Here is a 13,225-nt window from a genome sequence, read left to right on the forward strand (position 1 = left end):
GCGGCGGCTGTGGTGGATGCCGCGGATGCCGAGCTCGAGTTTTTCGCCCAACAGCCGCACGCCCAAGTCTAAATTAATGGAGTATTTGGGCTGGATGGATTGGTAGAACCGGGTGGCGCCGATGCCGCCTTCGATGCAGGTGGGCGCGCTGTTGTAGAAAATATCGTAGGCAAAGGAGAGGTTGGCATCACAGGTTTCTTGTTTTAAACGGTATGTGCCGCCGAGCGACATAAAGAAGCGGCCGAAATCGAGGCGGCTTTGCAGCTCGATGCCTTGGGTAATTTTTCGGTCGTACTGCATCAAATCTTTGTTTTCGTTGGTGTCGATCACATTTTTGATGGTATTGGAGAAATAGGTGAGGCGCACGTCGCCTTCGCGCAACCTGCTCCACAGCGGGGCGAAGTTGTAGCTGTAGCCGATCTCCCAGTTGGTGCTGCGCTCGGGCTTGAGGTCGATCGAGGGCAGCATGGGGTAGCTATATACCGCGCCGGCAGACATATTGGTGGCCTCGTAGATACTGGGGAAGCGCGTCATCTGCGCCCAGCGCAGGTGCAGGCGGCCGTTGTCGGTGAGGTCGTAGCTGAGGGCGATCATGGGCGACCAGGCCGAGCCGTTCATGCGCTTCACCGGCGGGAAGTTGGCATCGCTGTTGCGGTCGATATAGGTATGGATACGCTCCGCTTCCATCTCAATATCGGTGCTGGCAATATCGCCCCGCTTGGTGCGGTAATCCGAATTATTGCTGCCATCCGTTACCCCTTCCGTGTACATACTTTGTCTATAGCTGTCATGTGTAATGTCAAGCACGCGGCTTGACGACCAATAGTTAAAACTTCCAGGTTCAACCCGCAGATGGCGGTAGAAGCTGCCCTGCCTGCCCTGTGGGTTTTCCACGCGCTGCTCAAAAAAGCCGTTTTCGAAAACGGGGCCGCTGAATTTCCGGTCGCGGTAGTGCGAGATTCTGGCCGGCATCGGGCGGTAGAGCACGGTTTGGCTTTCGTCAAAATCCTGGAATTGGTCGTTGCTATCGACATAGCTGGTATTGCCGTCTTGGTTGTGGCGTGAAATGGTGCCATCGGGGAAGAAGCCGTGGCGGCGGTAGAAGTCGCGGTAGATTTCTACCCAATCGTTCGGGCGGTTTTGCAGCTCAACTTGGGCGCGGTTGTAGGCATCGATTTCCTCTTGGGTCATCACTTGCAAATAGGGTAATGCCAATCCGCTGATAACACTATCAGCGCCACCACCTTGGGTAACGGAGTAGATGGGGTCGCGGCGGGCACGGGCACGGGCGAGTGCGTCGTCAAATGCCCAGAAGCGGTCGTAACGGATGCCTGCCTCAATCCGCAGGCGTGAAGTCGGTCGCCAGTCGAAACTCAATTGTGCGCCCCACTCTTTGCGCCGCCCGGCACGCGGGCCGGTAAGCTTGGTGAGCGCGGTTACGGCATTCATGATGCCGAAGATGTCTTTGTCGTTGTTGGCCATAATGCTGGATTCATCCAGCTTTTCATATTGGTGGAGGGCGGAAAGGGTGAGGCTGAATTGGTCGTTCAGGCGCATGCGGTTGCTGAGGTTGAAGCCGGTGCGGGAAACCTTGGTGGTTTGGCGAGAACCGGCAAATACGATGTTTGCGCCATCGACAATGGGCGGATCATTGGGCGGGGTGTCGGCATTATAGCCTTCGTTAAGCAAATCTTGGCAGCTGTAGCCTTGTGCAAGATCGGGCTCTACATTGTGGCGGAAGCAGCGCGCCCAGGCATCGTATTTGGGATCGCCATACGGCACGGCCAAATCGGGGCCGCCGCTTTGGTGGCGGATACTGGTGGTGTTGACGCGCCATAAGTCGGCTTTGAGGTCTATCCAGCGGCTGCCTTCGGGCTGCCATTGGTAGCCGAGTTTGTAGGTACGGCTGTGGATATTGGAATCAATGCCTTGTATCGGCACGATTTCATAACGTTTCTGAGTCGTGTTGTTCCACAATCCGCTGAACCCAAGCAATAATGAATTGATAAAAGGATTTATCTCGCCAAAGCGGATTTTGGTATCCATGTAGTGCAGGTTGATTTGCTGGTTGCGCGGCAAGTACCAGTTGTTTTTTACAAGCAGGCTGCGGCTGGCCACGTTGCTGTTGGGCACTTGTTCGCCCGGACGGTAGAGTTCAGCCATGTCGGGAACCAGCGTTTCGGAAAGCCCTGCACGCGGGTCTTCAGAGAGCACGCTGTTGCCCTGATAGCCTTCAAAACCGTGCTTGCCACTGAAATAAGTGCCTTTGCGCCGGTCGCTGTAGGCAATCAGGCCGTCTGCAATATCGGTTTTGAAGGCGGCGGAAAACAGTAAGTTGCGGTCGTTTTTAAATTCGGTAAAACGACTGCCGGTACGCGGCTTGTCGTTATCTGCACCGTAGAAAGTCAGGCCGGAAAAAGCCACACCGCCATCCATCATGCCGGCTGCACCATCGGCAGTAGGATTGCCGGGCAAGGTGCGGTAGTCTTTGCCCAAATAGTCGTTTAATTTTTGCAGTGGCTCAGCAGTATTATTGGAAAACTCGGTTTTTACTTCCACGCCCCAGCTTTTGCCTTCGGGGATGATGTCGGCAGGCTCGATGGTACGGATGGACACCGCGCCGCCCACGCCGGATTTCACGCCGCGCGTCATGGCCGGGCCTTTTTCCACCGTGATGCTGCGGAACAGGGCAGGATCGACATAATTGCGGTCGGCGATGCCGTAGTTGTTCATCCACACGTCCACGGTCTGCTCCGTGCCGTCGATGGTAACGGGGATGCGGCCTTTGCCGCTGATGCCGCGGATATTGGGCGTAATCGCGCTGCCGGCGTTGCGGGTGTTCATGTTGTACACGCCGTTTAAGCCTTTAAACACGTCGCCGGCGGCATCCGTGCGGTAGCGTTCGAGGTATTCGCGGCCGGCGTAGACGCTGGAAACGTTTTTATAAAACACGTCGTCCGCACCTTTTTGGTCGGCACTGCGTTTACCGGTAACGGTGAGCGATTCGATATTGCTGCTTTCTATCACTTTCGAGGACGGGATATCCGCCGCATCGTCTGCATGGGCCGGTAGAGAGTTCAAGATGCCGATAAGACTGATGGCGAGAATTTTTGGCTGAAAGGGAAAGCTGTATTTGGCTTGGGACATTTCTGCGGCCTTTCTATTAAGCCTTAGTAATTAAGATGTGAATTTTATTATATTAATACAAATGATACTGCACATCAATTATTAAAAATCTCTAAGAACGAAATGCGAAATACGACTGATTCGGCAGTTTGTTTTCAGTTATCCAAATAGTTGAAATTTTATGATTCAATTTTTCTACCGCTGATATAAATTGATGCGAGCAGCTTAAGATTTGTGAACTTATGGTGGTTCTAAACGCTGTGTCTCTGATTGCAAAAAGGCCGTCTGAAGATTTCAAATGCTGTTTCAGACGGCCTTTTCGTTGCCATGTCGGGGGCAAAGCGGCATAATTACCCCTCTTTTGTCCCTATAACGCGCTATGTCCGATCAAGCCCCGTCTCCCGTTCCTTCCCGTATCCGAAAAACGAATGCTTTCGCGTCTTTTGTCTGGCTGGTGCCACTGATAGCCTTTTTAGTGGGCGGGTGGCTGCTGTTCGATCACATCCGCAACACAGGGCCGACAATTACGCTGCATATTGATAGCGCGGACGGTATCGAAGTCAATAACACGGTGGTTCGCGTATTGAGCGTGAATGTCGGCAAAGTAACCAAGATCCGCCTGCGTGAAGACGGTAAGGGCGTAGAGCTGACGGCACAACTCAATGCGGATGTGAAACATATGATGCGGAGCGACACGCAGTTTTGGGTGGTGAAACCGCGCATCGACAGCAACGGCATTTCCGGCCTGAACACACTGGTTTCCGGCTCGTATATTGCCTTTATGCCGGGCAAGGCGGCGGAATCGAAAGATACATTCGATGTTGCCGACGTACCGCCGATTTCCGCGCTGGCGCAGGACGGTTTGCGGCTGCAATTATCGGGTGCGAACAGCAAAATGCTGGAAACGGGCGCACCCGTCGTATATGAGAGCTTTCCCGTCGGACGGGTAGAAAGCGCAAAATTCGATCCGGAAAGCCGCCGCGTCAGCTACACCGTGTTTATCGAACATCCGAACGACAGCTTAATCAACAGCAGCAGCCAATTCTGGCTGGACAGCGGCATCCGTATTCAGGCCGACGGCGGCGGTTTCCAGTTGGACAGCGCGCCGTTGGGGGCGTTGATTTCCGGTGCCATTACCTTCCGCACGCCCGACCGTGCCGCACCTCCGGCCAAGGCGGAAGGAAAATTCGAGCTGTACAACAACCGCGCCGCAGTGGACCGCCTGCCGGGCGAACGCGCCATGTATTACACGGCCTTTTTCCGCCAATCGGTGCGCGGCCTGAATGCCGGTTCGCCGGTGGAATACAAAGGCGTGAAAGTGGGCAGCGTGGCCGACGTGCCTTATTTCGGCAGCGGCGACAGCCTGAAACTGTTTGAAAACGGCTGGATCCCGGTACGCCTGCGGATAGAGCCGCATTTAATCGAGCAAAACGGCGACCGCGAAAGCCGCGAATACTGGCAGAAGGCTTTTCAGACGGCCTTAAACGGCGGCCTGAACGCCACGTTGTCGAGCGACAACCTGCTGTTGGGCAGCAAAATGATCGAACTGACCGACGCACCTTCGGACGGAGAACGGCTGAAACCGATGGCCGAATACAACGGGCTGACGGTCATTGCCACACGCAGCGGCGGTTTCGACGATTTACAGGCGCAGCTGGGCAACCTGTTGGAAAAATTCAACAAACTGCCGTTGGATAAAACAGTGGGCGAACTGAACGGCAGCCTGGCCGAATTGAAATCCACGCTGAAGTCGGCCAACAGCCTGCTGGCCAAACCGCAAACTCAGGCCATCCCGGCAGAATTGAACAAAACACTGGCCGAACTGCGGCAGGCATTGCAAGGTGTTTCGCCTTCCTCGCCGGTGTACCGCGATGTTCAGGAAACCCTGCGCAATATCGACCAAACCCTGCGCGACGCGCAACCCGTGCTCAACACGTTAAAAGAAAAACCGAACGCGCTGATTTTCAACCGTTCGGAGAAAGATCCGATACCCAAAGGCCGCTGATGCGGTCGGAAAGACAGTCAGGCCGTCTGAAAACCTGTGGGAGGTTTTTTCAGACGGCCTGATTTTTTCCCGTCGCCGTGCCCGCCGTAGCCATCTCGGCTTACGGCAGGTTTTATAGTGGATTAAATTTAAACCAGTACGGCGTTGCCTCGCCTTGCCGTACTATCTGTACTGTCTGCGGCTTCGTCGCCTTGTCCTGATTTAAATTTAATTCACTATAGTGCAATGAAGGTACGGCACGGCCGGCGTATGCGGACAGCTAGCCTATTGAATGAGGCCGTCTGAAACCCCCTTTTCCTCTCGGAAGAAGAGTTTTCAGACGGCCTTCAATGATGCTGACCGTTTCAGGCTTAACCGATATGGTTGCCGATGATTTGCAGCATTTGCGCCAAAACTTTCGGGTTGGCGGCCACAATGTCGCCGCTTTCCAGCCAACCCTGTTCGCCCGTCATATCGGTAACCACCGCGCCCGCTTCTCTGGCAATCAGCGCACCGGCGGCAATGTCCCAGGGCTTGAGGTTGAATTCGAAGAAACCGTCGAAACGGCCGCAGGCCAATGCGCACAAGTCCAGCGAGGCCGCACCTTCGCGCCGCGCACCGGCGGTTTGCGACAAAAAGTCTTTCAAAATGGCCAGATAAGTATCCGTCCGGCTTTGGTCTACCACGGGGAAACCCGTTCCGATCAGGCATTGCGGCAGGTCGATGCGGCTGGAAACGCGGATGCGGCGGTCGTTCAGCAGCGCGCCTTTACCGCGCGAGGCCATGTAAAGGTCGTTGCGTTCGGGGGCGTAAACCAAAGCTTCCTGCAATTTGCCGTTGTGCAGCAGTGCCATCGAGATGGCGTATTGTGGATGGCCGTGCAGATAGTTGGTGGTGCCGTCGAGCGGATCAATAATCCATTCGTAGGAGCCATTCGGATTGCCGTGGCTGCCGCTTTCTTCGGCGGTGATTTTGTGCTGGGGATAGGCTTCGAGCAGGGTTTCGATCAGGATGTTTTCCGACATGCGGTCGATGTCGGAAACAAAATCGTTAAACGCTTTGCTGTCGGTTTTGATGTTGCCCAAGTCTTTGGAGGCGCGGATCATGAGGTCGCCCGCCTTGCGCGCGGCTTTGAAGGCGGTATTTAAAATCGGGTTCATATAAATTCCTGTATAGAGAAATGAGGCGGGAAGGCCGTCTGAAAAAGGCTTTTTGTGCGGCTGACGCGTTTAACGATTGTTAAAGAACCGGACGCGCCGTAAAATGCGCGGTTTATCCGTCATGCAGGCGGAAAGTGCGCATTATACGCCTTTTCCCGCCGGTAAAACAGACAGGGCAGGAAACCATGAACACGCTTTTTTATATGCAGGAACAACGTCTGTACCGTTTTTCAGACGGCCGCAGCGAGCCGGTAACGTGTCAGGCGGTAGAGCAATATATCGGCAACCTGAAACAGATACACCGCAAAAAAGAATGGAAAACCCAAGGCAGCGGCGCCGACTTTATGGGCATCCGGCAGGAGGGGCTAGATTTGTCGGACATCCATCCGAGCGATTCGGTCTGTACTGCCGACGGCCGGCTGGTGTACGGTGCGACATTGCAGGGCGGTGCGGCGATACAGGCCAAACCGATTAACGACTTGGCGCAGGCCGAAGGCCTCCTGCTGCGGCATACCGACTGCACGATATACGACATGGCTTACGATGCGGCACACGAACGCCTGGCATTGTCGCTGGCCGGCGATTGTTACGGCGACCGGCATCTGGCCGTCATGCCGCTTTCGGGCAACCGTTTTCAGTTTATTACCGAAGGCGAATGCCGCGACAGCAACCCCTGTTTCGATCCGAAAAACGGCAACATCCTTTATTACGACTCCTGCGGCCTGGCCTACACCGACCACGGCACACTGAACAGCATCCGCTCCATCAACCGCCTGAACCTGTCCGACGGCGAACTCGAAACCGTATTGCACGACGAACAATACGACTTTTTCATGCCGCAGCCCGACCACGCGGGCAACCTCTACTGCATCCGCAAACCGCACCGCGAAGAAGTGCAAAAACAAGGCAACATACTGCGGGACATCCTGCTGATACCGTTCAAACTGTTCAAAGCCATGTTCGGCTGGCTCGATTTCTTCAGCCAACGCTACGGCGGCGAATCGCTGCGCACCTCCGGCGCGAATCCGGCCAAGTCCAAACAACAGTCGGAAGAAGAACGCTTTATCGAAGGCAATCTGGTCAAAGTACGCCGCCGGCGCGACAAAGAAGAGCAAAACGAACGCTACCCCTCGGCCATTCCGAAAAGCTGGCAGTTGGTAAAATACACGCCCGAAGGCGGATGCACGGTTTTACACTCCGGCGTAATGGCCTACACCCTCTGCCCGGACGGCGGCATCATCTACTCCAACGGCCGATACATCGTGCACGCCACGGCGGAAGGGGAAGAAAAAATGCTGACCGAAGCCCGCTGGGCAAGCAAACTCCGCCTGCAACCTTAAACCTTTTCAGACGGCCTCATGACCACTTGAGGCCGTCTGAAACATACAGCAAACCACACTATGCCGAACACCAAACCCACCGCCCCCGACTACCTCTCCAACATCAACGTCGTCCTCACCCGCACCAGCCATCCGGGCAACATCGGCTCCGCCGCCCGCGCCATGAAAACCATGGGGCTGACCAAACTGACCCTCGTCGCACCCAACCTGATGCAAACCCCGATGACCGCCGAGCCGCCCGTGTTCGACCCTGCAAACCCGCAGGCGTTCAAACTGCCCGAAGAAAGCTTCATCCTTGCTTCCGGCGCGGCCGACGTACTGGAAAACGCCCGCATTTGCGCCACACTGGAAGAAGCCCTTGCCGACACCGTATTGAGCTGCGCGCTGACCAGCCGCCGCCGCGAACTGACCGCCGAACTGCAAACCCCGCGCGCACTGACCCCCGAGCTTCTATCGGCAGCCGAAGCAGGACAACAAACCGCGCTGGTGTTTGGCAACGAAACCTACGGCCTGAGCATAGAAGAAGTACAAGCCTGCAACCGCCTGATGACCATCAACGGCAATCCCGACTACTTCTCGCTCAACCTCGCCCAGGCCGTGCAAGTCGTGTGCTACGAAATCTACAGCCAAACCGACAGCAGCATGGAACATCTGAAAGTGGAAAAAAACACCGCCACCCATGCCCAAATCGGCGGCATGGTCACCCATATGCAGGGCCTGATGGAAGACATCGGCTTTTTCAACCGCCGCAACGGCGAACGCATCATCCGCCGCCTGCAAAACCTGTTTGCCCGCGCCGGCACGGAAACCGAAGACATCGACATCCTGCGCGGTTTTTTCAATACAGTGAAAAAACGCCTGGATAAAAATAGGGAATAAAAACGTCATCCCGCAGCCGTTGTCGAAACTAAAGAGGCCGTCTGAAAACCTTCCAACAGGTTTTCAGACGGCCTCCTTGCGGTATTGGCATATAACATCCAAATCGCGGCAGCATCAGCCCTACCGGAGCATCTTCCATACCGCTTGGCAAACAAACCGTCAAATTGAAATTTTCAGACGGCATCTGCATGCCCGTTCATCAACATCTTTTTTACTGTAAAAGTCCCTGCCCCACATATTCCTATTTTGTAAATTTTGGTTTATAGTTCGGCCACTACTGCGGACTACATCCCGCATGGTTTCAGAAGAAAAACACATAAAGGAACAAAATATGTTAGCAACTTATCGCAAAGCCGCCGCCGAGCGCGAAGCACTCGGCATCCCAGCCCTTCCTTTAACCGCACAGCAAACCGCCGATTTGGTCGAATTGCTGAAAAACCCGCCGGCCGGCGAAGAAGCATTTCTGGTCGAACTGCTTGCCCACCGTGTGCCGCCCGGTGTGGACGATGCCGCCAAAGTCAAAGCCTCATTCCTGGCTGCCGTTGCCGAAGGCAGCGCATCCAGCCCGTTGGTTTCCCCCGAATATGCGACCGAACTCTTAGGTACGATGCTCGGCGGTTACAACATTCATGCCTTAATCGAACTCTTGGACGACGACAAACTCGCGCCAATCGCTGCCAAAGGTTTGAAACATACGCTTCTGATGTTCGATTCTTTCCACGACGTTCAGGAAAAAGCCGAAAAAGGCAACAAATACGCGCAGGAAGTTTTGCAATCTTGGGCGGATGCCGAATGGTTTACCTCTCGCGCCAAAGTTCCCGAAAAAATCACCGTTACCGTCTTCAAAGTTGACGGCGAAACCAATACGGACGACCTCTCCCCTGCGCCCGACGCGTGGAGCCGTCCCGACATTCCGCTGCACGCGCTGGCAATGTTGAAAAACCCGCGCGACGGCATCACTCCCGACAAACCGGGCGAAGTCGGTCCGATTAAATTGTTGGAAGAACTCAAAGCCAAAGGCCATCCGGTTGCCTATGTCGGCGACGTAGTCGGCACCGGCTCTTCACGCAAATCTGCGACCAACTCCGTTATTTGGCATACCGGCGAAGACATCCCGTTCGTACCGAACAAACGCTTCGGCGGCGTCTGCTTGGGCGGCAAAATCGCACCGATTTTTTTCAATACTCAAGAAGACTCCGGCGCGCTGCCGATTGAAGTCGATGTTTCCGCACTGAAAATGGGCGATGTCGTCGATATTCTGCCTTATGAAGGCAAAATTGTGAAAAACGGCGAAACCGTTGCCGAATTTAGCCTGAAATCCCAAGTATTACTGGACGAAGTGCAAGCGGGCGGCCGTATCAACCTGATTATCGGTCGCGGTCTGACTGCCAAAGCGCGCGAAGCCCTGAAACTGCCTGCTTCCACTGAATTCCGCCTGCCTCAAGCACCTGCCGAAAGCAAAGCCGGTTTCACATTAGCACAAAAAATGGTCGGTCGCGCCTGCGGTTTGCCGGAAGGACAAGGCGTTCGTCCGGGTACTTACTGCGAACCGCGCATGACTACGGTCGGCTCGCAAGACACTACCGGTCCGATGACCCGCGACGAGTTGAAAGACTTGGCTTGTTTGGGCTTCTCTGCCGACATGGTAATGCAGTCTTTCTGCCACACCGCGGCTTATCCGAAACCTGTCGATGTGAGAACCCATAAAGAACTGCCCGCCTTTATTTCTACCCGTGGCGGCGTGGCTCTGCGTCCGGGCGACGGCGTGATCCACTCATGGCTCAACCGCCTGCTGCTGCCTGATACCGTCGGTACCGGCGGCGACAGCCACACCCGTTTCCCTATCGGTATTTCCTTCCCCGCAGGCTCCGGCCTAGTTGCTTTCGCAGCAGCCACCGGCGTAATGCCGCTCGATATGCCTGAGTCCGTATTGGTACGCTTCAGCGGCAAACTGCAACCGGGCGTAACCCTGCGCGATTTGGTAAACGCCATTCCGCTTTACGCGATTAAACAAGGTTTGCTGACCGTTGCCAAAGCCGGTAAGAAAAACATCTTCTCCGGCCGCATCCTCGAAATCGAAGGCCTGCCTGATTTGAAAGTGGAACAAGCCTTTGAATTGACCGACGCATCCGCCGAACGCTCCGCCGCCGGCTGTACCGTGAAGCTCAACAAAGAGCCGATTATCGAGTACATGAAATCCAACGTCGTGTTGATGAAAAACATGATTGCCGACGGCTATCAAGACCCGCGCACGCTGGAACGCCGCATCAAAGCCATGGAAAAATGGCTGGCAAACCCCGAATTGCTCGAAGCGGATAAAGATGCCGAATACGCCGCCGTGATTGAAATCAATATGGACGACATCAAAGAGCCGATTATCGCCTGCCCGAACGACCCGGACGACGTATGCTTCATGTCCGAACGTTCCGGCACCAAAATCGACGAAGTGTTCATCGGTTCGTGCATGACCAACATCGGCCACTTCCGCGCTGCCTCTAAACTTCTGGAAGGCAAGAGCGACATCCCCGTACGCCTGTGGGTAGCGCCGCCGACCAAAATGGACGCGAAAGAGTTGTCCGACGAAGGTCACTACGGCGTACTCGGCCGCGCCGGTGCGCGTATGGAAATGCCGGGCTGCTCATTGTGTATGGGTAACCAAGCCCAAGTACACGAAGGCGCAACCGTCATGTCCACTTCCACCCGCAACTTCCCGAACCGCTTGGGTAAAAACACCTTCGTTTACCTTGGCTCGGCAGAATTGGCGGCGATTTGCTCCAAACTAGGTAAAATCCCGACCGTTGAAGAATACCAAGCCAACATCGGTATCATCAACGAGCAGGGCGACCAAATCTACCGCTACATGAACTTCAACGAAATCGACAGCTACAACGAAGTAGCCGAAACGGTGAACATTTGATAGGTTGATAAAACGGTTTCAGACGGCCTCCAAATCTATAAAGGCCGTCTGAAAACAAAAAACGGAATGGTTTTGACTATTCCGTTTTTTTATGGTGCAAACAATGCCGTTTTTGTAAGAGGCAAGGGCTGAATCAGTGGAAGTAAAATATTTTCAGACGGCCTTCAAATGCCGGAAGGCCGTCTGAAAAATGTATGAAACAGGGTGTGCCGTTCTTATTTTCATTGCGTGAAGAAAATTGTGCGGAAATAGGCTGTTTCGGCATATAAACAGCTTGCCTTTAACACAACTTAGCAGTATAACCGTTTGGTTATCCAACCAGTCAAAACAGAAAGGACGTGTCATGTTTTTCGATAAAATCGAAGCTGCGCCTGCCGACCCGATTTTGGGTTTGGGCGAAGCATTCAAAGCCGAAACCCGCAGCAATAAGGTGAACTTGGGTATCGGTGTTTACAAAGACGCTAAAGGCAACACCCCGATTCCGAAAGCGGTGAAAGAAGCCGAAACCCGCCTGTTGGCCAATGAAAACAGCAAAAACTATCTGACCATCGACGGTGTGGCCGCCTACAACGCCGAAACGCAAAAACTGCTGTTTGGCGCGGACAGCGAAATCATTGCCTCCAAGCGCGCCAAAACCGCGCAGAGCTTGGGCGGTACGGGTGCGCTGCGCATCGCCGCCGAGTTTGTCAAACGTCAGACCGGTGCGAAAAACGTGTGGATTTCCGCCCCGACCTGGCCGAACCACAATGCCATTTTTAAAGCCGTCGGCATCAATATCCGCGATTACCGTTATTACGACAAAGCATCGCACGGCTTGGATTGGGACGGCCTGATTGCCGATTTGTCCCAAGCCGAAGCCGGCGACGTGGTGCTGCTGCACGGTTGCTGCCACAATCCGACCGGCATCGACCCGACCCCCGAACAATGGGAAACATTGGCGAAAATGTCGGCTGAAAAAGGCTGGCTGCCGCTGTTCGACTTCGCCTATCAGGGCTTTGCGCACGGTTTGGAAGAGGATGCTTACGGTTTGCGCGCTTTTGCCAAGCTGAATAAAGAATTGCTGGTGGCCAGCTCTTATTCTAAAAACTTCGGCATGTACAACGAGCGCGTGGGTGCGTTTACCGTGGTGGCCGCCGATGAAGATACGGCCAACCGCGCCTTCAGCCAAGTCAAAACCATCATCCGCACACTGTATTCCAATCCGGCATCGCACGGCGGCAATACGGTGGCCATGGTGCTGCAGGATACGGAATTGAAAGCGCAATGGGTGGCAGAGCTGGACGAAATGCGTGCGCGGATTAAGGAAATGCGGCAGAAATTTGTCGATTTGCTGAAAGAAAAAGGCGCGCAACAGGATTTCGACTTTATCGTGAAGCAAAACGGCATGTTCTCCTTCTCCGGCCTGACGCCCGAACAGGTGGACCGCCTGAAAGACGAGTTTGCTATTTATGCAGTGCGTTCCGGCCGCATCAATGTTGCGGGCATTACCGCCGACAATATTGACTATCTGTGTGAAAGCATTGTGAAAGTGCTGTAATTACGGATAATTAAGGGGCCGTCTGAAAACATTTTCAGACGGCCTCTTGTTGATTGGCTTGTTAATTTGCTGAAAGAAAAAGGCGCGCAACAGGATTTCGACTTTATCGTGAAGCAAAACGGCATGTTTTCCTTCTGCGGTTTGATACCTTGGGCAAGAGGCCGTCTGAAAAGCGAATTTGCCATTTATGCCGTGCGTTCCGGCCGCATCAACGTTGCGGACATTAACCGGCAATATTGACTATCTGTGTGAAAGCGTTGTGAAAGTGCTGTAATTACGGAT

Annotated in this window: 7 protein-coding genes and 1 pseudogene; 6 read left to right on the plus strand and 2 right to left on the minus strand. The window is 54.4% G+C overall.

What is annotated here, in order from left to right; translation table 11 throughout:
- A partial coding sequence (locus tag BM261_RS04800) for a TonB-dependent receptor domain-containing protein (RefSeq protein WP_074895719.1) occupies positions 1–3,147 on the minus strand: 3,147 nt, incomplete at its 3' end.
- Positions 3,148–3,505: 358 nt separating this feature from the next.
- Here BM261_RS04800 and pqiB point away from each other — a divergent pair.
- Positions 3,506–5,131: an intermembrane transport protein PqiB gene (gene pqiB, locus BM261_RS04805; protein WP_074895722.1), complete on the plus strand. Its 1,626-nt coding sequence runs from the start codon at positions 3,506–3,508 to the stop codon at positions 5,129–5,131.
- A 350-nt stretch (positions 5,132–5,481) separates the two neighbouring features.
- Here pqiB and BM261_RS04810 read toward each other — a convergent pair whose 3' ends face one another.
- Complete coding sequence (locus tag BM261_RS04810; RefSeq protein WP_074895724.1) at positions 5,482–6,270, minus strand: inositol monophosphatase family protein; 789 nt, start codon at positions 6,268–6,270, stop codon at positions 5,482–5,484.
- A gap of 185 nt (positions 6,271–6,455) precedes the next feature.
- On the opposite strand from BM261_RS04810, the gene BM261_RS04815 reads away from it, so the two are divergent.
- The 5 genes and pseudogenes from BM261_RS04815 to BM261_RS12365 form a co-directional block, all read left to right on the plus strand.
- Entirely contained in the window at positions 6,456–7,610 is a 1,155-nt protein-coding gene (locus BM261_RS04815; protein WP_074896203.1) for a TolB-like translocation protein, read from the plus strand.
- Between the two features lie 60 nt (positions 7,611–7,670).
- Positions 7,671–8,489 (plus strand): RNA methyltransferase, encoded by an 819-nt coding sequence (locus tag BM261_RS04820; protein ID WP_074895727.1) that lies wholly within the window; start codon positions 7,671–7,673, stop codon positions 8,487–8,489.
- 331 nt (positions 8,490–8,820) lie between these two features.
- Positions 8,821–11,406 (plus strand): bifunctional aconitate hydratase 2/2-methylisocitrate dehydratase, encoded by a 2,586-nt coding sequence (acnB, locus tag BM261_RS04825; RefSeq protein WP_074895730.1) that lies wholly within the window; start codon positions 8,821–8,823, stop codon positions 11,404–11,406.
- A gap of 343 nt (positions 11,407–11,749) precedes the next feature.
- Complete coding sequence (locus BM261_RS04830; RefSeq protein WP_074895733.1) at positions 11,750–12,943, plus strand: amino acid aminotransferase; 1,194 nt, start codon at positions 11,750–11,752, stop codon at positions 12,941–12,943.
- A 60-nt stretch (positions 12,944–13,003) separates the two neighbouring features.
- Positions 13,004–13,217: pseudogene (locus BM261_RS12365) on the plus strand (aminotransferase class I/II-fold pyridoxal phosphate-dependent enzyme); the annotation flags it as partial.
- Positions 13,218–13,225: the final 8 nt, after the last annotated feature.

Source organism: Neisseria elongata subsp. elongata (genome assembly GCF_900113545.1).
Taxonomy (GTDB): domain Bacteria; phylum Pseudomonadota; class Gammaproteobacteria; order Burkholderiales; family Neisseriaceae; genus Neisseria; species Neisseria elongata.